At 49.9% G+C, this 21712-nt stretch carries 17 protein-coding genes; 12 read left to right on the top strand and 5 right to left on the bottom strand.

Annotated features, from left to right (window positions below; all coding sequences use genetic code 11):
- Nucleotides 1-87 precede the first annotated feature (87 nt).
- Nucleotides 88-912 carry an AraC family transcriptional regulator gene (locus tag AC50YG_RS08765; protein WP_494826163.1) on the top strand — a complete coding sequence of 275 codons (825 nt, stop codon included), beginning with the start codon at nucleotides 88-90 and terminating at the stop codon, nucleotides 910-912.
- 155 nt (nucleotides 913-1067) lie between these two features.
- Nucleotides 1068-1967, top strand: a complete 900-nt coding sequence (locus AC50YG_RS08760; RefSeq protein WP_473757348.1) for a manganese catalase family protein — start codon at nucleotides 1068-1070, stop codon at nucleotides 1965-1967.
- A 102-nt stretch (nucleotides 1968-2069) separates the two neighbouring features.
- Here AC50YG_RS08760 and AC50YG_RS08755 read toward each other — a convergent pair whose 3' ends face one another.
- On the bottom strand, nucleotides 2070-3806 hold the full coding sequence (locus tag AC50YG_RS08755) for an ABC transporter ATP-binding protein (RefSeq protein WP_494826161.1): 1737 nt from the start codon (nucleotides 3804-3806) through the stop codon (nucleotides 2070-2072).
- Nucleotides 3807-3928: 122 nt separating this feature from the next.
- Between AC50YG_RS08755 and AC50YG_RS08750 the strand changes: the two genes are divergently transcribed.
- The 4 genes from AC50YG_RS08750 to AC50YG_RS08735 all read left to right on the top strand — a co-directional run bounded on the left by AC50YG_RS08750 (nucleotide 3929) and on the right by AC50YG_RS08735 (nucleotide 9499).
- Nucleotides 3929-5371, top strand: a complete 1443-nt coding sequence (locus tag AC50YG_RS08750) for an ABC transporter permease (RefSeq protein ID WP_494826160.1) — start codon at nucleotides 3929-3931, stop codon at nucleotides 5369-5371.
- 14 nt (nucleotides 5372-5385) lie between these two features.
- Entirely contained in the window at nucleotides 5386-6894 is a 1509-nt protein-coding gene (locus tag AC50YG_RS08745) for an ABC transporter permease (protein ID WP_494826159.1), read from the top strand.
- A 166-nt stretch (nucleotides 6895-7060) separates the two neighbouring features.
- A complete protein-coding gene (locus tag AC50YG_RS08740; protein ID WP_494826158.1) occupies nucleotides 7061-8902 on the top strand; it encodes an ABC transporter substrate-binding protein in 1842 nt (613 codons plus the stop codon).
- Between the two features lie 93 nt (nucleotides 8903-8995).
- Nucleotides 8996-9499, top strand: a complete 504-nt coding sequence (locus AC50YG_RS08735; RefSeq protein WP_494826157.1) for a hypothetical protein — start codon at nucleotides 8996-8998, stop codon at nucleotides 9497-9499.
- A gap of 21 nt (nucleotides 9500-9520) precedes the next feature.
- Here AC50YG_RS08735 and AC50YG_RS08730 read toward each other — a convergent pair whose 3' ends face one another.
- Genes AC50YG_RS08730 through AC50YG_RS08720 form a run of 3 tightly spaced genes read right to left on the bottom strand, consistent with a single transcriptional unit; the run spans nucleotide 9521 to nucleotide 11983 of the window.
- Entirely contained in the window at nucleotides 9521-10297 is a 777-nt protein-coding gene (locus tag AC50YG_RS08730) for an ABC transporter permease (RefSeq protein ID WP_473757354.1), read from the bottom strand.
- Between the two features lie 7 nt (nucleotides 10298-10304).
- Nucleotides 10305-11111 carry an ABC transporter permease gene (locus AC50YG_RS08725; protein WP_494826375.1) on the bottom strand — a complete coding sequence of 269 codons (807 nt, stop codon included), beginning with the start codon at nucleotides 11109-11111 and terminating at the stop codon, nucleotides 10305-10307.
- Nucleotides 11111-11983, bottom strand: a complete 873-nt coding sequence (locus tag AC50YG_RS08720) for an ABC transporter ATP-binding protein (RefSeq protein WP_494826155.1) — start codon at nucleotides 11981-11983, stop codon at nucleotides 11111-11113. The genes AC50YG_RS08725 and AC50YG_RS08720 overlap by 1 nt, the downstream gene beginning before the upstream one ends.
- Nucleotides 11984-12163: 180 nt before the next feature.
- On the opposite strand from AC50YG_RS08720, the gene AC50YG_RS08715 reads away from it, so the two are divergent.
- Both AC50YG_RS08715 and AC50YG_RS08710 read left to right on the top strand, forming a co-directional pair.
- Nucleotides 12164-14122, top strand: a complete 1959-nt coding sequence (locus AC50YG_RS08715; protein ID WP_494826154.1) for an ABC transporter substrate-binding protein — start codon at nucleotides 12164-12166, stop codon at nucleotides 14120-14122.
- A gap of 229 nt (nucleotides 14123-14351) precedes the next feature.
- On the top strand, nucleotides 14352-14762 hold the full coding sequence (locus AC50YG_RS08710) for a GNAT family N-acetyltransferase (RefSeq protein ID WP_494826153.1): 411 nt from the start codon (nucleotides 14352-14354) through the stop codon (nucleotides 14760-14762).
- Between the two features lie 114 nt (nucleotides 14763-14876).
- Here the strand turns inward: AC50YG_RS08710 and AC50YG_RS08705 are convergent, their stop codons facing one another.
- The gene (locus tag AC50YG_RS08705) at nucleotides 14877-15959 is read right to left on the bottom strand and encodes a M23 family metallopeptidase (RefSeq protein ID WP_494826152.1); all 1083 of its coding nucleotides are present in this window, start codon (nucleotides 15957-15959) and stop codon (nucleotides 14877-14879) included.
- 222 nt (nucleotides 15960-16181) lie between these two features.
- Between AC50YG_RS08705 and AC50YG_RS08700 the strand changes: the two genes are divergently transcribed.
- The 4 genes from AC50YG_RS08700 (at nucleotide 16182) to AC50YG_RS08685 (ending at nucleotide 21542) form a co-directional block, all read left to right on the top strand.
- A complete protein-coding gene (locus AC50YG_RS08700; RefSeq protein ID WP_494826151.1) occupies nucleotides 16182-16937 on the top strand; it encodes a response regulator transcription factor in 756 nt (251 codons plus the stop codon).
- A complete protein-coding gene (locus tag AC50YG_RS08695; protein ID WP_494826150.1) occupies nucleotides 16934-18733 on the top strand; it encodes a sensor histidine kinase in 1800 nt (599 codons plus the stop codon). Before AC50YG_RS08700 ends, AC50YG_RS08695 begins: the two co-directional genes overlap by 4 nt.
- A 505-nt stretch (nucleotides 18734-19238) precedes the next feature.
- Nucleotides 19239-20498 (top strand): Glu/Leu/Phe/Val family dehydrogenase, encoded by a 1260-nt coding sequence (locus tag AC50YG_RS08690; protein WP_494826373.1) that lies wholly within the window; start codon nucleotides 19239-19241, stop codon nucleotides 20496-20498.
- Nucleotides 20499-20564: 66 nt separating this feature from the next.
- Nucleotides 20565-21542, top strand: a complete 978-nt coding sequence (locus AC50YG_RS08685; protein ID WP_046233954.1) for a diaminopimelate dehydrogenase — start codon at nucleotides 20565-20567, stop codon at nucleotides 21540-21542.
- Nucleotides 21543-21712 lie beyond the last annotated feature (170 nt).

Here is a 21712-nt window from a genome sequence, read left to right as displayed (position 1 = left end):
GCTATTCTAGCAAGCGCTAGCAGGATTAAGAATGTGGGACACTAACTTTTATTTGTATAAAATTAACCATGGAAGCAGGTTTGCCTCATGAATGCTCATTCCTTGCTCGCCTATTATTTGTCCCATATGCAGGTCGAGCTATTTATCGCCCACCATAATACGGTCAGCACGGAATGGCGTGATCTCGATTTTACGCCGGATTACAGCAAATTTTATTTCATCGAGCATGGCAGCGGCTGGCTCAAAATTGGCGATGAGGAGTATGCTCCTGTTCCGGGCCAGCTTATTCTAATGCCGGAGGGAGTGCCCCAATCGTATTCGGTCATAGAGGGGAGCGACACCTACCGCAAATATTGGTGCCATTTCAGCGCCAAGGTCGGGGAAATCAACCTGTTCAAGCTGCTGGATATGCCTTATCTTTGCACGGCTGCTAATCAGGAGCGGGTACGGACGATTTTTGCCGAGCTGGTGTTTTATGCGAACGATCAGACGATCTACGCTAAGCTGCTTGCCAAAGCGAAGCTGCTGGAGCTGTTTTCGTTGTTCGTTATGCAGCAGGGCGAGGAGAGCATCAGCTTGAAAAATGCGGCGGCCACTCAGCGGCTGACGGAAATTTTGAGCTATATCCATATGAATAGCGGCAGCGACATCACCATTCAAGACCTGGCAAAGCGGGCGTGCCTGCATCCGAACTATTTTATAAGAATGTTCAAGGAGCAAATGGGCGTGCCGCCGATTCAATACATCGCCCGTTTGAAAATTGAAAAGGCGAAGGAGCTGCTGGCCGACTCATCGCTCAGCGTTAGCGAGGTTGCCGAGCAGGCGGGCTTTAATGACCTGTTTTATTTTTCAAAGCAATTCAAGAAAATCGCGGGCCTGTCTCCAACGGAGTTTAGAAAACAAGGACCATAAAGGACAACAGAGGACTGCAGAGGTCTAAAAAATAACTTTATCCCCTCCAACTTCTCAATTACGGATATCGTTCCCTGATGCAGCAAATAATAAATTGTCGCAATTTATTGGCGCTGTCAGAGGAGTCCAATCTTGAGAATATTGGAGGCAGAAGCATGTTCAAACGCTTGGATGAAGTGTTGATCGAAATTCCGAATGTCGGGCGGCCTGAGCCGAACGCGGCTGCTGCGGTGCAAGAGCTGCTGGGCGGGAAATTTGGCGAAATGTCTACGCTAAACAACTATTTGTACCAGTCATTTAATTTTCGCTCGAAAACGAAGCTGCGCCCGTTTTATGATTTGGTTACGAGCATTACGGCTGAGGAGCTTGGCCATGTTGAGCTTGTCTCCCACGCGATTAACCACTGCCTGCATGGCTCGACCACACCGGGCAAGCCGGATGAATCGCCGCTGAAATCCGTCAAGGACTGGCGCATGTCGCTGCCGTTTCTGTCCGGTGGACAAGGCGCATTGCCTGTTGATTCAATGGGCAGGCCGTGGACGGGCGAGCATGTGTTCAACAGCGGGAATCTCGTTGAAGATTTGCTGCATAATTTCTTCCTTGAAGTGGGTGCCAGAACCCATAAAATGAAGGTGTATGAAATGACCTCCCATCCAGCTGCGCGCGAAGTGGTGGGCTATTTGCTCGTGCGGGGCGGCGTCCATGTCGTGGCCTATGCCAAGGCGCTGCAAGTGGCGACCGGGGTCGATGTGACGAAGCTGATTCCGATTCCTTCGCTTAATAACAAAGCGTTCAATGAAGCGCGCAAGTATGAGGAGAAGGGCGTTCATACGAAGCTGTATACGTACAGCGATAATGATTTTAAAACGATTGACCAAATTTGGAAGGGCACGCATCCAGAGGATGGGCAGCCGCTTGAGGTTATTCATGGGGTGCCGAAAGGCGTGCCTGTACCGGAATATCCAGAGGTGGAGGAAGAATTTGCGCCGGGCATTTCCGCGGAGGATTTTGCCGCCATTGCGGAGCGGCTGAAGGCCGCGGGAAATATTCATTAGCTTAGCCTGAAAAAGAACGCTAAACAGCCAGCACCTGCCGTCTATTTTCGGCTAGTGCTGGCTGTTTATTTTTCAAATCTATGCTGCGGCTTATTTCGAAGCTTAAGCTCCTGCAACGGCAACAAAATGTCCCGGCTTCACTTCTATAAAGGAAGAATGCTCCAGCCCGTATGGATCGGCTTTGGAAGCCTCCGTATGTGGCAGCAGCCGCTTCTTCGATTCAATGGCTGGATCAGGAACAGGGATGGCTGCGAGCAGCGACTTCGTATATGCATGGAGCGGATTCGTATAGAGCTCCTCGCTTTCAGCCAGCTCAACGATTTTGCCCTTATACATAACCGCGACCCGGTCGCTAATATGCTTAACCATGGATAAATCATGGGCGATAAACAGGTAAGTCAGGCCAAGCCGCTGTTGAAGCTCCTCCAAGAGCTTCACTATTTGCGCTTGAATCGAGACGTCGAGAGCAGACAGCGGCTCGTCGCAGACGATAAATTCCGGCTCAACCGCCAGCGTACGGGCGATGCCAATGCGCTGCCGCTGCCCGCCGGAAAACTCATGCGGATAGCGGAGAGCATGGGAGGCGTTCAGCCCGACCAATTCCAGCAGCTCCTCTACGCGTTTGAGACGATTCGTCTTGCCCTTCGTTAGGGCATGAGCATCCAACGCTTCGCCGATAATATCCACAATGCGCAGGCGCGGGTTGAGCGAAGCATAGGGATCTTGAAAAATAATGCCCATATGCCGCCGCATTTGCTTCATCTCGGCCCGATTTAGATGCTGGAGCGGAATGCCCCGGTACAGCACTTCCCCGCCTGTCGCTTCGTTTAACCGCAAGATCGTGCGGCCTGTCGTTGACTTGCCGCTGCCCGATTCGCCAACGACGCCAAGCGTCTCGCCCGCTTGAATGTCAAAGCTCACATTGTTAACCGCTTTAACAATCTGGCCTTTGCCAAGGTCAAAATGCTGTCTAAGCGAGCGCACCTGAAGCAGCGGTACATTGTCCTCCGGGCGGGCTAGCAACGGCTTCGGCTTTGGCTTCTTTTTCTCATCGAGACGCGGCAGGGCATGAAGCAGCTTTACCGTATAAGGATGCTGTGGATTTGCGAAAATTTGCTCCGTCGTGCCGCTTTCCACGATTTCTCCATCCTTCATGACGACTACGCGGTCGCACATCCCCGCTACAACACCCAAATCATGCGTAATCAAAATAATGGACGTTCCAAGCTGCTGCTGCAATTCCTTCATCTGCTGCAAAATTTGCGCCTGAATCGTTACATCCAGTGAAGTCGTAGGCTCGTCTGCGATGAGCAGGGAAGGCCGGCAGGCGAGAGCAATCGCAATCATCACCCGCTGCCGCATGCCACCGGAAAATTCATGGGGATATTGATAATAGCGGGCCTCGCTATTTGTAATGCCAACCATGTCCAGCATCTGGATAGCGGCTTTTCGGGCCTCCTGTTTACCAAGCTTCCTATGCTTGATTAAGCTTTCTTCAATTTGGCGGCCAATACGCATCGTCGGATTAAGCGAAGACATCGGGTCCTGAAAAATCATGCCGATATCCTTGCCGCGTATTTGCTCCATTTCGTGCTCTGACTTATGAGCGAGATTATCGCCATGAAATAACACCTCGCCGCCTTTGACTATAGAGGGGGGAGAAGGGAGCAAGCGCATAATCGTGCGGGCAGTGACGCTTTTGCCGCTGCCCGATTCGCCTACGATGCCGAGCGTCTCACCTTGCCTGACTTCAAAGCTTACCCCGCGTACCGCCTCAACCTCTGAATCACGAGAAAAGAAGGAAACGGACAAATTATTTACTTGTAATAATGGTTTCATATCGTCACCTGTGCAAATCAAATTTAATAGAATGTTGACATTTTGTATTCCTTAAAATAAAATCTACTATATCCATCGGAATAATGCAATTAAAATTACTAGACTAAAAGGGGCGGGCATGCTTGACGGGGCAAGATTTGAAAATCGGAAATGGCATCACAGACTGGGCTGCTGCTGTCTATCGTAAAATGCTTCAGCATCCAGCCTACAGGCTGCTGCTGCTTATCGCAGGCGCACCCGTATCCGCGTTCGTATTCGTGGTTTATTTATATCGTAAAGCCCGGCATGGCTATCGCCGGATTGAGGAAGAGACGAGAGAAGAGCTGCTGCAAGCAGGAAGCATGGACAAGCTGCTGGCGGAGGCACTGGATCAAATCCAGCGCAAGCAGCGATTTTTCGGCCAGACGCCCGGCGCAGACAAAACGGAGCAGGAAGCGAGGCGAATCGCAGCCGCTAAATTTAAAGAGCAGCTGGCCGCCCGCGTATTGGAACGTCTGTCAGAGGAGCAGCAAGGGAAGCTCACTTTCAGCGATACATTCGATTCTCTGCTCAAACGGCCCGCGTTTTTCGTACTATCGCTGCTTCCTGGACTACTGATGTATGCCATCATGGCCCTTTATGCGAACCCTTATGTGAAATATATTACAGAGCGTTTGTTTATGGCGATATTTGTTATTTTCGGTGTAGCCTTTTTAGTTTTTACGATTTTGTACATTTCGCCAATGAATCCGGCGGCTAACCTATTGGGGGAGACGGCAACCGCAGAGCAAATTGCGGCGTTTAACCAGCTGTACGGACTGGATCAGCCGTATCTCGTTCAGCTATGGAATACGATTAAGGGCATATTGACCTTTGATCTGGGCCGTTCCTTCGCAGGCAATGAGAGTGTAACAACAGCTATTGCGGGCAAATTCCCTGTTACGCTGACGTTAACCTTCATTTCAACGCTGATCGCGGTATTGATTGCTTTGCCAATCGGCATTATTTCGGCAACGAGGCCCGGTTCCTTTTTTGACTACACCTTTATGTTCATTGCCTTGCTGGGGCTGTCGATTCCAAATTTCTGGCAAGGCTTGATTTTTATTTTGAATTTCTCAATCAAGCTATCCTGGCTACCGGCTACTTATAATCCGCAAAATGCACTTTCGGCAATTATGCCGATCGTTGTTCTGGGTACTGGCCTGACAGCCGCGGTTGCGCGAATGACCCGCTCTTCAACGCTGGAGGTTATCCACGAGGATTATATTACGACCGCCAGGGCGAAAGGGCTGGCCCGCCGACATGTCATTTGGAAGCATGCTGTAGGCAATGCGCTTATTCCAATTATTACGGTAATTGGGCTGCAATTCGGCGCAATGCTAGGCGGAGCGGCGGTGACGGAGAAAGTGTTCAATATTAGCGGGATTGGAAGCTACATTGTTGATAAGCAGTTTATTCCGGATATCCCGGCCATTATGGGCGGGGTCGTCTACACGGCGATTACAATATCGATTATTAACGTCATTGTGGATCTGCTTTACGCCTTTTTTGACCCTAGAATTCGCTCCAAAATGAAACAATACTAAAGCAGGTGCTATCCGTGTCCAATGATTTAATAAGCAAGCAGCAAATTCGTTTTAGATTAAAATCCAGCCTAGAGTACAGTCAGGCCAGCTTTGCTGGCATTGTCTCCTTGGCATTGGCAATTGTGCTGCTCCTCAGCAGCTATACGCCCGCCGACGCTTCATTCAAGTCGGTCGGGCTTGCCCTAAGCGCTGCCTATTTTGGTTTTGCGCTGCTGCAGCTTGCGGTATGGGCAATCATTCGGCGCGATTTGCTGAAAGGCGGCGAGCTTCGCCGTTCAACTAGAGCGCTTGGCTACGTACTGCTGCTCAGCTTGGCGACGGCGAATGTGTTCATTGCCACCGCAGCACTCCAGCTCATTAAGCGGAAGAAGAGCGCTGCGTATACGCTTGCGGTATACACTTTGCTAACCACTTTGCTTGTGTTCGCCGTATCTGCCCTGAATGTATTCAAGCCTTATGTGGCAAATACGTTTTTACCCGGTATGGTGCTGCTGCTCATCTCAGCGGTTATCCAGCTCACGAGCCTGCTGCTTGTGGCCAAATATGCTGATCGGGCGGAATTGCCGCGCTGGATGTGGCTCGTCGCTTTGATCCTGATCGCAACGGCAGTGAGCGGCAATCTATTTGCACTTTTCCTCGGCTTGCTGCTTATCGCCAAGCTGCGGGATCGCAGCTTTACATCCGGCTCACGGCTGAGCGATGTGGTGGAGAAGCTGTCCAGAAGCTCAACGTCGATGCTGGGACTGCTCTTTATTTTGTTCCTGCTGACCTTGTCGGTCACCAGCTATTTAACCTTTGATTATGGACTGGCTATCGATAATAATTATGGAGCGATTTTGCAGCATCCAAACCTCGCTTATCCGCTGGGTACGGACAATTTTGGCCGGGATTTACTTTCCCGCATCGTATTCGGTGCCAGAATCTCGCTGCTAGTCGGCTTTCTATCTACGCTCATTCCCGTCTTAATCGGCGGTGTGCTGGGTGCCGTATCCGGTTATTATGGCCGCTATGCGGATAACATCATTATGCGTGCGCTGGATGTGCTGTACGCCATCCCGGGTATTTTGCTGGCTATCGCCATTATTGCAGCTTTTGGCGCCAGCACGACTAATTTAATATTGGCGCTGAGTATCGGCGCGATTCCAACCTATGCCCGAACGATGCGGGCGAATGTGCTGCTCGTATCGACGCTCGAATATGTACAGGCGGCGCGGGCTTTCGGCTCAGGCGACCTCGTTATTTTGTTCAAGCATATTGTGCCGAACGCCATCGCTCCTATGATTGTGAAATCGACGCTTACGATAGGCACCGCCGTTATTTCAACGAGCAGCTTGAGCTATCTCGGTTTGGGCGTCGAGCCGCATATCCCGGAGTGGGGCAATATTTTGCGGCTGGGCAGCACCTATCTGGAAACACACGCCTATACGGCGATATATCCGGGACTTGCCATTATTGCGCTCGTGCTGTCGTTTAATTTTCTCGGCGATGGCTTGCGGGATACATTAGATCCGAAGCTGGATTAGAGCGGCGCTAAAGCTGCAATTGCAACGGTAATGGTAATGGCCTATTTATTTGCTGTAACCTCATTCATATTCCATCCAAAGCTACGTTACGAAACGATGTATTGGCGATGTACGAATGTGAGTTAACTTATAGACTATAGAATAATGACAAAGAGGAGAGAGAAACATGAAACACACAAGCAAGCTATTTTCACTTATTCTGCTCAGTCTGGCTATTATGCTGAGCGGCTGCACATTGACGACGAAGGATGAGGCTGCAAGCACGCCGCAAGCGACAGAAGGCGCAGAGGCGGTTGTTGAGAGCAAGCCGATTGATATTGAATTGCTCGGAATGAGCAGCAGCGAGGCGGATCTGAACATTGTTCGCGACCAGCTGACGAAAAACGGCTTTAACGTAAAGCTGAACATTCAAGCCGATTACGGTACTTTTAAAGCGCAGCAGGATGCTGGCAACTATGATATTGCGTTGTCCAGCTGGACGACAGTTACTGGAAACCCGGACTATGCGGTTCGTTCACTGTTTAAAACCGGCGGTGACTATAGCATTATGAGCGACAAGGACATTGATGCCCTCATTGATACGGCTTCCACCCAAACGCCGGATCAATATACAGAAACGTATAAACAACTGGAGCAAAAGCTCGTTTTCGACAATGCTTACATTGCTCCGCTTTACAGCTCGCTTAAATCGCAGGCGTTTAATCAAGAAGTGCTGAATAAGGACAGCGTTCGCCTATCCAAGTCCAGATCGCTGCCGTGGGAAGAGTTGGATTTTAAAGACGCATCGAAGCGCAATACGGAAGCATTGGTGCTGCAATCGACAATGGCGACCTTGACTTCGCTTGACCCGATTAAAGGCAATGACGGCTCCATTAACATCATCAATACGAACCAATACGTGCGTCTGCTCAATCTGACCGATGATGACAAGCTGACGGCGGAAGGCTCACTGTCGTATAACTTTGCGATTGCCGAAGGTAATTCCGATTATTATTTCATCTTGCGAGATGATATCCATTTCGCGGAAATTAAAGACAAGCTCGTTGCCGATTCTGGCGAGCGTGTAGGCGCCGACGATGTTATTTTCTCCCTGGATCGCGCGAAAAATAAAGATTCCGTTCCTGACCACCGGACATACACGCTGCATGAGCATATTAAAAATATTGAGCTGGTTACTGACCCAGCAGTGCTTGAGTCCGTTAAGCTGTCCGGCGGCAGCGATAATGTGAAAAATGAACTGGAAAAAGGCCTCGAAGCCAAAATTTCCGAGCTCGTATCCGATAAGGCGCAAGCGAGCAGCAAGGAAGGCAAGTATCAGGTTGTGAAGCTGACAACAACGGTTCCCTTCCCGCAAGTGCTGAATTATTTGGCTCACCAATCTGCGGGTATCGTATCCAAGAAGCAGGTAGAAAAAATCAACACTTATGATGTAGCTAAATTTGATGTGAACAAGGATATTCCTTACGGCGACCAAAACACGGTAACCGAGGGCAACCAATACAACAATACGCTGTACACAAGCGGTCCGTATATTTTGGCTCACAAAAACGACTACGAAGCTGTCTTCTATAAAAACCCTGGCTACATGAAGGGCACGAAGCATGAGCCGAAAATCACGTCGATTAAGGTTCGTTTTATAAAAGATGCCGATAGTGCATTGTCCGCACTGCGCAGCGGCGAAATTCATCTTTATTACAGCGTGCCTGAAACGAAGTTTGACATTGTGAAGGGCGACAGCAAGCTGGCGCTCCAGACGCTTCCGAGCAACGCGGCTTCGTACCTGCTGTTCAATACGAAAAACCGTCCGGTTGCAGAAAGCGCAGATTTGAGAAAAGCCGTGCTTTATTCAATCAATCAGGATGAATTTTTGGCCTATTACGGCGGCAATAAATTTAAAGCTATTTCTACGCTTAGCCCGCTTGTGAAAACAGGCCTTGAGCTGAAAGCTGATTCGGCAAAAGTAAAAGAGTTTTTGAACGCCTACCAAGCAGGCGCAGCAGCTAAATAATAGAAAGAGATTGCCCCCTCCTTCGTGATGGTTGGGGCAATCTCTTTACTCATATTAGGACAAGGATTAGCACAGATAAAGGAGACGAATAACATGGATGCAAAGACAGGAACGACTATTAAACTATCGCAGTGGGATGCGCTATTGCTGGAATCGCTTAAGTCCTACGGCTGGACGAATGAACAATTGATTCACAAGGTGCATGCGGGGGACTTTCCCGTAGATACGAGCCCCTTTCAATTTGACTATGGCCTATTGAATACTTTAGCCAGCAGCGATGCGGAGCTTTTTGCGCAGGCTGTGACCGAGGGCTATCAAATTAAATACAATACGATTCGCGGCATTCACAGCTGGATCAAGGTTGCCTTCCAGCAGGAGGCGGAGCTCCTATTGGATTCAGGCAGCGAAGCCGTCCATGCTTGGCTAACGAATGAGGAAGCTGATCGGCTTGCCTCGGTGCTTTCTTACGGTTGGTCGTTGTCCAAGCTGGATAGTGCAGCGCTCCAAGTAACTAATGCTGCCGATACCGTCGATGCACCGGGCGTACCGGGCGCGGCTAACCGCGATGCCTATCGCATTTATCCGGCAGTCCAATAATAAGCTGCTTATCCCGCAGCACTAAGATCCGGTCGAGCGATAGCGTCGAACGCCGATTTGCCAGATGAGCAGACATGGCGCAAGGAACAGCAGCCCTGCCAGCGGCAGAAAGGCATACATCGGGTTTTCCACGCGGCCGAGTATGTATTGCAGCGGCAAATAGTTGGCACAGCCGAACGGGATGATGAAGGTGAAAAATTGCTGAATGCGCCTATGGTAGATGCTGAGCGGGTATTGCGCCATTTCCCGGCCGCCGTCGGTCAAAATATTGGCGATTTCGAGCCCCTGCACGGTCCAGAAGCTGAATGAGGCACACAGAATAAAGATACTGGCAAAAATAATAACTCCGGACGCTTGCGCGAGTACGAGTGCGGTTATTTTCAGCGGCGTCCACTCGAGGCCCAGATTCGTAATCGCCCAGATCAGCACGCCGATGCCAAGCAGCAGGCGCCCGACGCGGGAAAATTCGAATTTGGAGCCGAGCACCTGAAGAATGGTGCCGCGCGGCCGAACGAGCAGCCGGTCGAAATCCCCGCTGACGACTAGCGAGGAGAACATATCAAATCCGCGGGCGAAGCATTCGGTAATCGAGAAAGCCATATGTGTGATGGCAAAGCATAACATAACCTCGTAAAAGCTCCAGCCTTTCATTTCCCCGAAACGCTCGAACATGAAATATAACCCGGCAAATACAGTGAAGGGCGTTAAGCATTGTCCAAGCACGAGCAGCAGAAAAGAAGCGCGGTACTGCATTTGCGCTTTGAACAGCAGCAGCATGTATTTAAAATAAAGCGTCATCGCCGCATCAGCCTCCTTGTACAACGACGCGTCGCAGCGCCTTGCTCATCGCGATTTTGCCAATGAAAATAAGGGCGGCAAGCCACAGCAGCTGAAACAGCAGCCCCGTTGCTGCATCCAGCTTGGGAATATTGCCGGTGTAGACGCGAAAAGGGAAGTCGACGGTCCAGTGGAAGGGCAGGACGTAGACGATTCGCTGCATCCACTCCGGCATAAGCGGCACCGGAATAATCATGCCAGCGAAAAACTCGCCAAACACGCTGAACATCAGCAGGGAGCCAGCCGGAGACATCGTAATAAATACGGAAATATAAATAAGCATGGAGATGGCTACGATTAGGAACAAGCCTATGATAAGCGAGCAGACGAATAGGAAAAAGGCGGCAAAGTCAGGCGGCAGCTCGAGCCTATAGGGCTGTGGCAGAAACAAGCTCACCAGCAAGATCGGCAGGCAGCGAAGCAAAGTGCTGGACAGCCGCTGGGCGAGCAGCTTGGCATACCAGAGGCCGTAAATGCCGCTTGGCCTGCACAGCTCATAGGCAATATTGCCGCTTGTAATGAGCTGAAACAGCTCATTGTCCCGCAGCCATAATACGATGAAGGCAAGGAACGCTTGCTTGAGCCAGCAGTAAGCGACAACCTCGGAGAGGCTCATCTGCGGTGCGGCTGCGCTCGTCTGGGCATAAAAGGCTTCAAACACCATAATGAAAATAAAGCCGAAAAAAAACTGCGTCCCGATGCCTGCATATGCGGCGGCACGGTATTGCAGCCCGTTGCTGAGCCGCAGTCTGAGTACGGCGTAATAAGGTTTAATCATAGTGCGTACTCCTTGTACATTTGCACAACAATGTCTTCAATGGACAGGCTGTCATTGGACGGGTCCTGCTCAGTTGGTGAATTCGATGCCTGCTGGAGCTGTGAAGCTTGTGCTGTTCCGCCTTTGCCTCCATAACGGCTGCGGAGTCCTTGCACGGTGCCATCATAAAGCAGCTTACCTTTGCCGATGAGCAGCAGGCGGCTTGCGAGTGCCTCAATATCAAACATATCGTGGGTCGTCAAAATGACGGTAACGCCTTTTTCCTCGTTGATCGTTTTAATGAACTGCCTGACGGCGATTTTCGATACGGCATCGAGCCCAATCGTCGGCTCATCCAGAAACAGCAGGCTGGGGCTGTGCAGCAGCGAAGCGGCAATTTCACAGCGCATGCGCTGTCCAAGACTGAGCTGGCGAACGGGAGTATGCAGCAGCGCTTGTAAATTCAGCGTTTCCACGAGCAGTGCCAGAGTCGCCCGATATTCCAGCGGAGGAATGCGATAGATATCGCGCAGCAGCTCGAAGGAGTCCAGTACCGGAACGTCCCACCATAGCTGCGAGCGCTGTCCAAACACGACACCGATATTTTTCACATAGGAAACGCGATCCTTCCAAGGGGTGTACCCCATAATCGAGCATGTCCCGCTATCTGGTACGAGAATGCCGCTCATCGTCTTAATCGTCGTCGATTTTCCGGCTCCATTCGGGCCAATGTAACCGACAATTTCGCCGGAGCCAATCGTGAACGAGATATCCTGCAGCGCCTCCACCACCGTATACTCCCTCCGAAAAAGCGATTTTACCGCATGCGCCAAGCCCGGCGGCCGCTTTGACACCAGGAATGACTTGCTAATTCCGTTAACCTCAATCAAGTGCTTTCCTCCTCACGTTGTTAAAATGACAGGGAGAAGATAGTATCATTTTATGGGAAGCGCTGTCAATCCATTGTTATAAAAGTTATTTATAGTGATTCCGTTGTAAGTGATAACGTTTATCAATTATGATGAATAATAATTAACGTAAAAGGCTTTTGCGTAAGGGGGAGACAGGGAGTGAATAAAGTGCTTCAGTTGAATGAACATACTGCCTTATGGAATCGGGCTTCGATTAAGCTGCTGGATATAAGGCGCGCCGTATTAGGCATAGATGAGGAGTTGCGGGCTTACCGCGTTCCGTCGAGCTTTTTTTTATATGCGTTGCGTGGCCGTGCTGAGGTGAAGCTGGACAGCGTGGCTAGCAGCATGAAGCGATTTCACGTTTTGCACGGCGGCAAAGGGGCGTGTCTGGACATCAGGCCGTCAGCCGAGTCATTTGAATATGTCATCGTATTTTATAAGGCGGTTATTCCGCTTCCCAGCAGGCAGGAGATTTTGGATTTGCTGCATCAGCATCGTCCCTTTCAGCTGCAATACAGCTTGGTGCCGCATTCTTCCTTGGCTTTATTTTCAAAAATCGAAGAGCTGGAGCGCAGCTGGAAAAAGGGCGGGGAGCTGGAGCATTTCCACGCTAAAGCTTTATTTTATCAGTGTGTGTACGAGCTGCTATGGCAGCTTCACAGGGACGGCGTACAGCTGGCGCGGGCCGATCTTGTCTCGCAGGCAATTCGATATATGGAGGAGCAATATGCCAGCGCGATTGCTCTAGATGCTCTTGCGGATCTGTTGGAATGCAGCGTAGGCCATCTAGTTAAATTATTTAAGAGGGAGACCGGTGTCAGCCCGATTCAATATTTAACCCAGATCAGGCTGAAGCATGCCAAGGAGCTGCTGCTGAACTCGGAAGCGACCTTGGAAGAAGTAGCGATATACGCGGGCTATCCAGATAAATATTATTTTGGGCGGATGTTTAAAAAACATATCGGCCAGTCTCCTATACGATTTCGTACACAGAGGGGGGAGATCGCAAAAAGAGCAAAAAATCCAACGATCGGGCGCATATTCTCCATTGGCAACTATAGCTCCAAGCTTTATAGTGAGGATGATAATTATTATCAACATAGTAGAGAAGGGGAGTTACCTATGTTTAGCCATAAAAAATTGCTAGCTACGATGCTGATCAGTTTGACCCTATTTTTGAGTGCTTGCTCGGGTATGGCAGCACCGCAGGGAGCTGCTTCCAGCAATGCTGGAAACGTACAAGCATCAGCGGAGCAGAAGTCGCCTGAAACATCGCCGCAAGCTGAAGCGGCAAGCGGAACACGGATTATTAAGACCATTAAAGGAGATATAGAAATACCGAATCAGGCGCAGCGCGTCGTGGTTGATCTTTATTTGGGCAGTTTTATTGCGCTTCATGTGAAGCCGGTTGGCACGCCGCAAAAAAACCTGGAAAATCCCTACTATAAAGCCGAGCTTGCCGGCGTAGAAAATATTGGCGAATACGAAAGTATTTCGCTGGAGAAAATTTTGGAGCTGCAGCCGGATTTGATCGTTACCGGCAATGAAATGGCCTATGAATCCTTTAGCAAAATTGCTCCAACCGTGCTCGTGCCCTTCGGCAATTTGAAAACGGTACACGAAGAAATTGAATTTTTCGGCCAAGTGCTGGGCAAGGAACAAGAGGCGGAGGCCTGGCTTGCCGATTTTGATAAGCAAATTGTACAGGCTCGTGAGCAGGTTGCGCAGCATGTGCCAGCCGAAGCAACTTTCTCCCTCATGGAAGATTGGGGCAAAACAGTAGGCGTATTCGGGGATAATTTTGGGCGCGGTGGACAAGCCATTTATCATGCGCTTGACCGCAAGCTTCCGCCCAAACATGCAGCCGAGGTCATGAAGGAGCAGTCGCTCGAAATATCGATGGAAATATTGGAGGAGTATGCGGGTGACTACATCATTTTCACTTCAGAGACGCATACACTTGAGGATTTGAAGGCAGATTCAATCTGGGGAACACTCGATGCGGTTAAAAATGATCGGGTCTACATCTGGCATGGCGATAAATCCTGGTACTTTGATCCCATCGCCACTTCAGCACAACTGGAAGAGCTTACAGCTTGGCTGGTAAAACAATAACGCACCAACCAACAATCATCCCTTATTTCCTAGTTCACGGCCCAGAGGATTCATTTATCGCACATTGATTCGATTGTAAGCAGATTAAGGGGAAAGCAGTTCTCTTGATCTGCTTTTTAGTTTGCCAAGTGGACGAGGTGAAGTGTTCAGAATCAGTTCAGTTATATTTTATATAATGAATAATAAATGACGCGAAGAAGATTGTACGCTCAAAGAGGTGATGGAGCAGATGATAATAAAAATAGCGCTCGTATCCGATGCCGAAGCAATCACTGCGCTGAAGAAAGCGGCGAGCAGAGGTCAGGGCGGCCGATTCGGAACGTATAGGATGGAGCCTTCAACTACGTCCTTGGCGGCTATAAGGGAGCAGTTTCAAGACCATATTTTTCTCAAAGCGGTTGTAGATGGCGAGTCCATCGTTGGTTCGATCCATTTGCATGTGCGAGGGGATGTTCCATATATCGGCGGACTGATCGTACATCCAGCATACTTGGACAGAGGCGTAGGGGAAGAGCTGCTGCTGGAGGCGGAAGCGCTGTTCAAGATAGGGCAGCAGCTTGAGGCTCCCCAGCCCCTTGATGTGGAGCAGGACTATCGCAAAACAACATTCATCTATAAACGATTAATCCGGTTTAATTGAAAAATACGGAGAAAAATAGGCGTCCGTTAGGCACAAAAGATCGTGAGATACAAAAAAACAGCTGCAGGCTGGGTCTGGAAAGACCGATGCTTGCAGCTGTTTGCTTTTGCTATCTTATTCAGCGCTGCCAATCGTTTCTCCTTGCACAGGCTTAATGCCGCCTTCCCATTTCACTGCAATCGCGCGCGAAGTGAACAAGTCATCCCCATCCGACAGCTGAAAATGCAAATGGGCCTCGCTGGAGTTGCCGGAATTGCCCGTCAGCCCAATGACATCGCCTTTGCTGACCTTGTCGCCAAGCTTTACAGTAGCGGAGCCTTTTTTCATATGGGCGAGATAGCTGTATTCGCCTCCATGATCAATGACAACCACATTGCCGGCAGGCGCTTTTTCATTCATGACGCCAACGGGCTCGTTATCGGCAATATCGTTAACAACCGATACGACTGTACCGTCCGCAGGGGCTAGAATATCCTGGCCAAAGGCGAAGTAGCTTTCATTTTTCAACGGATCGCCTTCATAGGAAAAACCGTCCTTCGCCTGCACAAAATCATAGGCGTAGCGCTGACTCTCATATTCATAGTGATAATTGACTAGCACATTGTTTCCGCCCCAAATGACAAGCCATTCTCCGCGAAAGGGCAGACTGTAACTATTTTTGGTCAGTATGCTGTCTGTTTCCGTTGCAGGGGTGAGCTCCTTTACTTGCAGCCCAAGAATCATGCCTTCCGTATCAAAAATGCCGACCATTCCCTTATTCCCGGAATCGCTCACCCATGTGCGCTGCTCCGCGCCGCTTTTGTTCAAAATAGAGGAGTTTTCGAGCGACTGCACGCCACTCATAAAGGACTCGGCCATTTTTATAAAATCAGCCTCGCTAACCTGTTCCTTGAATGGGGCGCTAAAGCGCTCATAAACCCCTTTATAATTGCCGGCAAGCAGTGCCTCTGGCATTTGCTCCGGCGTTACCGGCGCTTCACTTGGATTCGCTGCTGACTCCGTCGCAGCTGGCGGATTTGAGGCAGCACCTTCTGCCTGATTAGCAGCTGCGGCGGAATTTGTTGCCCCGCTATTGCTCGTTGCCGCTGTATCCCCGCCCCCGCAGGCAGTTAAAATCACGGCTAGCGTGCCGACAGCAGCAGCTATTTTAACCGAAGTCCCGGCTTGTTTGATCCTCTTAAATGATGGTTTCTGCATTCCAATCTCCTCCTCTATATTCCTATCGTCTATAACCCTATAGTAGCAGTCCACTCTTAGCTGCTATGAAACAGCGGCTTAACGCTGTCTTAACTTTCAGCGCTGAGCCGATCTTTCGAATTAAGCTTCCGTTAAGCCAGCATAGCGTATTTAATCTGGGCGATCATGCTATGATGGAGAAATAGCATAAATACAGCACAGATAATGAAAGGAGGCGGCGTAGTGGAAAATGCAGCGATTTTGCTTGTGGATGATGAACAGGCGCTGCTGGAGCTATTGCAGACGGTGCTGCGCAAGGAAGGCTACACGAATATTGACAGCGTTGGCACAGGAGAAGCGGCGATTGCTGCCTGTACAGCGAAAAAATATGATTTAATCGTCTTGGATGTCATGCTGCCGGGGCGCAGCGGAATCGAGGTATGTCCGTTTATCCGGCAAACGACAGATGCTCCGATTTTATTTTTGAGCGCGCGCACTTCCGATTTCGACAAGCTGACCGGCTTTGCCATCGGTGGGGATGATTATATTACGAAGCCCTTCAATCCGCTTGAGGTGGTGGCGAGGATAAGGGTGCAGCTGCGGCGATATTTTGGCGCGTCTACTTCAGTAAATGGCGGCAGAGCCGTGGAGATGGAGCGGGGACTTGACAGCCCTGTTTTTGATTATGGACGATTTAAATTGGATGAAGCAGCGGGCGAGCTGACGGTGGAAGGGCAAGCGGTTGCCTGCCCGGCGCTAGTATTTCAACTGCTGTTGTTTCTATGTAAAAACCCGAACCGGATATACAGCAAAAGCGAGCTTTACGAGAAGGTTTGGGGCGACGACGCCTTCAGCGACGATAATACCGTAATGGTTCATATTCATCGGATTCGGGAACGAATTGAGGCCGATCCTTCCAATCCGAAGTATATCGTCAACGTGAGAGGGCTTGGCTACAAGCTCGTTCAAGGGCCGCTGCGGGAGAATGGCACGCAATGAATATGCGGCGGCAATTGACGTTGAGATTTGTCCTCCAGTTAGGGATAGCGGGCACAATCGTATTGCTTATGTCTGCTGTAACGGTAGTCTGGATGCTGCAAAAGTTTAACGAAATTAGCATTACGCGTGATTTTGCCAACGTTGGACTGGAGAAGCTAGTCGAATCGTCGGAGCTTGGAGCAGAGGGGATTCGCTTTGATCCCAGCCTGCTGCAGCAGGTGAAGGAAAATGGCGGCTGGCTGCAAAGCCTGGATGAGCTCGGGCAGGTGGAAACCTCCTATAATACGCCTGCGGATGTTCCCAAGCAATATGGTCCGGGCGAACTGGTCGCTTATTGGACAGGGAAGCAGCCGTTTGCTTACCACTTGGCCGTATGGATTCAACAGAAGAACGGAAGGCTTTACACGCTCGTTTATGGCGCGCCGAATTATATGCAGCCGGTACTTACGCAGGTGAACGATGGTGGATTTGCAGCGCAAGACGGGCAGCTTTTGCTTCCTGATGAGATGGGCTTCGAGCTGATGAAGAGCCAAGTGTTCGTGCAACTGCTGGATCAGGCAGGCACGGAGCTTGCTTCCTACAATAAGCCGGACACCATTCCGGGGCAATATTCCGTTCAGGAGCTGGTACTTCGATCGCTCTACTCCGAGAGGTACGGCTATCTCATTCAATCTTCCTACAATGAGCAGACGAAGCAGACATGGATTGTTGGGCAAAAAAATACGGGAACAGAGACCTCGGGCAGGAAACCGATCATTCCGGCCGAGGCACAAATTGTCATTATTGGCGTCGTTACGATGTTTGCCGCGATGCTGATTTTATTCCTGCTGCTGTCGCTGTGGCAGGCGCGCCGGTTTGGCGCACCTTTGCTGCATATGCTGGTATGGCTCGATGCCATCGGCCATGCTGTTTACCAAGAGCCGCTGGATCGCAAGGGTTTGCCGCGCAGCCGGATGCCTTCTGGCAAATGGCGGCGGCGATACCGTGTTTTCGCCGATGTCATTTTATCCATTGATAAGCTGTCTGCTGCTTTGCAGCGCGAGCAGAAGATGCGGAAGCAGACGGAAAGCTTGCGGGAGGAATGGATAGCGGGCGTTACTCATGATTTGAAGACGCCTTTGTCCTCCATTACGGGCTATGCCCATCTGCTCGTGGAGCCCAAATATGATTGGTCACAGGCGGATGTACGCAAATTTTCAGCAACGATGCTGGAAAAGTCGGCTCATATGGACATGCTGATCAGCGACCTGGCGATGACCTATCGCTTGAAGACGGGGATTTTGCCGCCCGAGATCGAAGAAGTGGAATTGAATGGCTGGCTGCGGGATACGCTGCAGCTAGCGGCAGATGATCCCATGTTTGGCAAAGGTCGAATCCGGTTCCAAGCGTCTGCTCAGAAAGCGGTATGGGTTCAGCTCTATACCCCGTGGCTGGAGCGTGTCGTTAACAATATTGCTGCAAATGCGCTTGTGCATAATGCGTCGGATACGGTTCTAAGCGTCTCGTTGATCGTTGCGGATGAGAAGAAAAAGGAAGGCATAACGATCGAATTTGCCGACAATGGTGGCGGAATGGATGAGAACACGCTGAATCGGCTGTTTGAACGGTATTATCGCGGCACGGATACCGCCACTTCGCCAAATGGCTCGGGCCTTGGGATGGCGATTGCCAAAGGGCTGACAGAAGCGATGGGCGGCAAAATCTCGGTCGTGACTACTCTAGGGGAAGGCACGATCATTCGGCTTATTTGGAGCGATATAATAGTGAGGGCACATACTACTGGAGTATCCGACTAGAGGAGCTTTAGAGGGAAAAATGACATTATTGCTTCCTTCCGGTCAGGGGGAAGGTTGGAATAGTGCAAGGCTGGATGCATAAAGCGTCCAGCCTTTCTTTTTTTGCGGGCAATGCTATTGTTACCTTTCATCATTTTTTCGTGTGACAATGAATGCCATGAAAACGACGAGACAAGCTTTTGATTTGCCGGAGACGAAAAATAAAGTGGTAGTAAACCTGACTTGATATTAATTTTCGCGCTTAAAATCAAGTTTTGACACAAAATCACGGATTTATATATCAATTGATGTCATATGTCACTTCTTATAACTTTTAAAGAAACCTAACGTTACAATGGACGATTTGAATATTTTTTTGCATTATTATCAAGAAAATTCTTTTAATATGCAGGTGAAAAAGGTAAAATGAAAAAAACTCATTGTCGGTGTAATTCGATAGTGCGCGGTCGCGGTAAAGCGGCAGTTTTCAAGCAGACCAATTTAGAGTGAAGGAATGATTTCGAAAATGACAGTCGTTGTTGCAGAAGAAACATTAAACCCTTATAAAATTGCCCAGCAGCAGATTGATACCGCGGTTGCCCATCTGAAGCTGCCTGAGCATGTGACTCAAATTTTGAAGCATCCGATGCGTGTATTGTCGGTTAACTTCCCGGTTCGTATGGATGATGGTTCTGTACAGGTTTTTGAAGGCTACCGTTCCCAGCACAATGATGCGATTGGGCCAACTAAAGGCGGCATTCGTTTCCACCCAGACGTTACGCTTGATGAAGTTAAAGCATTGTCGATGTGGATGAGCTTCAAATGTGGCGTTGTTGGCTTGCCTTATGGCGGCGGCAAAGGCGGCGTTATCTGTGATCCTCGCAAAATGAGCAAAGGCGAACTGGAACGCGTAAGCCGCGCATTTATGGAAGCTATTGCCGACTTTGTTGGACCGGATAAAGATATTCCTGCACCAGACGTGTATACGACGCCGCAAATTATGGGCTGGATGATGGACACGTACAGCAAGATGAAAGGCAGATATTCCCCAGGTGTCATTACAGGCAAGCCGCTTATTATCGGTGGCTCGAAAGGCCGTAATGAAGCGACAGCTCAAGGCTGTGTGTATACGATTTTCGCAGCGCTTAAAGATAAGAATCTTCCGGTACAAAATGCGACTGTAGCCGTTCAAGGCTTCGGCAACGCAGGAAGAATCGCAGCTCGTCTGCTTAGCGAAGCAGGCTGTAAAATCGTAGCGATCAGCGATTCGCGCGGCGGCATTTACGATCCAAACGGACTGGACTACGATAAAATTTCCGATCTTAAGGACAATGCATCCATTTTGGACTACGGCCAATCCTTCGTTATTTCCAACGAAGCTTTGCTGGAGCTGGATGTTGACATTTTGGTACCAGCTGCGCTGGAAAATGTGATTACAGCTGCAAATGCAGACCGCATTCAAGCAAAAATCATCGCTGAAGCAGCAAACGGCCCAACGACGCCGGAAGCAGACCGCGTTCTGTTCCAGAAGGGCATCGTTGTTATTCCTGATGTCCTTGCAAATGCAGGCGGGGTTACGGTATCCTATTTTGAGTGGGTACAAAACCTGATGAATTACTACTGGAGCGAGGCTGAAGTGCTTGAGAAGCTCGAAACGAACATGATTCAGTCGTACGTGGCTGTTCGTGATTTGGCGAAAGAGCACAGCACTGACCTTCGTACAGCGGCTTATATGATTTCCATCAAGCGTATTGCTGCAGCAATGGAAGCAAGAGGCTGGGTGTAGAACGGACTTTTAGTGCCGATCTGCTTGCAATCATTTTTTAATTTTATATAAGAGGTGGCGATACACATGGCTGAACAAATTCGCATTGGCATCGTAGGTTATGGCAACTTGGGCCGCGGCGTGGAGCTTGCCATCAAACAAAGTCCGGACCTCCGTCTGGATGCTATCTTTACTCGCAGAAATCCAGATTCCATTCCGTCTGAGACGAAAGCTTATTCCATTGAAGACGCAGAAAAATTTATTGGCGACATTGACGTTATGATTTTGTGCGGAGGCTCGGCAACCGATTTGCCGGAGCAGGGACCTGCTTTTGCCCGTCTGTTCCACACCGTCGACAGCTTTGATACGCATGCCCGCATTCCTGAATATTTTGAGCAGGTGGATGCAGCTGCGAAAGCAAGCGGCAAAATCAGCGTGATTTCGACTGGCTGGGACCCGGGCTTGTTCTCCCTTAGCCGTCTGCTGGCGGAAGCGATTTTGCCAGAGGGCAAGGAGTATACGTTCTGGGGCAAAGGCGTTAGCCAAGGCCACTCCGATGCGATTCGCCGCGTCAATGGCGTGAAGAATGGCGTGCAATATACGATTCCCGTTGAAGAAGCGGTCAATCGTGTGCGGAGCGGGGAAAATCCTGAGCTCACAACGCGTGAGAAGCATCTTAGAGAATGTTATATCGTAGCAGAAGAAGGCGCGAATCAGGAAGCAATTGCTGATGAAATCCGCAATATGCCGAACTATTTTGCCGACTATGATACGGTTGTGCATTTCGTAGACGAAGCGACGCTGAAAGCAGAGCATTCCGCAATGCCGCACGGCGGCACAGTACTGCGCAGTGGCAAAACCGGAGCAAACAGCACACAAATCATTGAGTTTGGCTTAACGCTGGACAGCAACCCTGAGTTCACGGCAAGCGTGCTTGTCGCTTATGCGAGAGCAGCCTACAAGCTTGCTCAAGAGGGTGGAGCTGGCGCGAAAACCGTCTTTGATATTCCGTTCGGTCTGCTATCGCCGAAATCCGCAGCACAGCTGCGTAAGGAATTGCTGTAATTCGTTCACATCAGACTAGCTCGTATATATTTTGCTAGTTATTAACGCTATAAAAGACAAACAAGCCGTCCTTTCAGCAGTTTATTCTGCGGAGGGGCGGCTTGTTTTTGCTGTATTGGTTGGCACGGAACAGCTGAATCGGTATGTTGTGAGCAAGCGTTACTTCGAAT

Source organism: Paenibacillus sp. J31R34 (assembly GCF_059383715.1).
This window is presented reverse-complemented; position numbering and strand designations above follow the sequence as displayed.

Coding starts and splice junctions, on each gene's coding strand:
- AC50YG_RS08765 (WP_494826163.1), top strand. CDS start 88: ATGAATGCTCATTCCTTGCTCGCCTATTATTTGTCCCATATGCAGGTC.
- AC50YG_RS08760 (WP_473757348.1), top strand. CDS start 1,068: ATGTTCAAACGCTTGGATGAAGTGTTGATCGAAATTCCGAATGTCGGG.
- AC50YG_RS08755 (WP_494826161.1), bottom strand. CDS start 3,806: ATGAAACCATTATTACAAGTAAATAATTTGTCCGTTTCCTTCTTTTCT.
- AC50YG_RS08740 (WP_494826158.1), top strand. CDS start 7,061: ATGAAACACACAAGCAAGCTATTTTCACTTATTCTGCTCAGTCTGGCT.
- AC50YG_RS08735 (WP_494826157.1), top strand. CDS start 8,996: ATGGATGCAAAGACAGGAACGACTATTAAACTATCGCAGTGGGATGCG.
- AC50YG_RS08730 (WP_473757354.1), bottom strand. CDS start 10,297: ATGACGCTTTATTTTAAATACATGCTGCTGCTGTTCAAAGCGCAAATG.
- AC50YG_RS08710 (WP_494826153.1), top strand. CDS start 14,352: ATGATAATAAAAATAGCGCTCGTATCCGATGCCGAAGCAATCACTGCG.
- AC50YG_RS08705 (WP_494826152.1), bottom strand. CDS start 15,959: ATGCAGAAACCATCATTTAAGAGGATCAAACAAGCCGGGACTTCGGTT.
- AC50YG_RS08695 (WP_494826150.1), top strand. CDS start 16,934: ATGAATATGCGGCGGCAATTGACGTTGAGATTTGTCCTCCAGTTAGGG.
- AC50YG_RS08690 (WP_494826373.1), top strand. CDS start 19,239: ATGACAGTCGTTGTTGCAGAAGAAACATTAAACCCTTATAAAATTGCC.
- AC50YG_RS08685 (WP_046233954.1), top strand. CDS start 20,565: ATGGCTGAACAAATTCGCATTGGCATCGTAGGTTATGGCAACTTGGGC.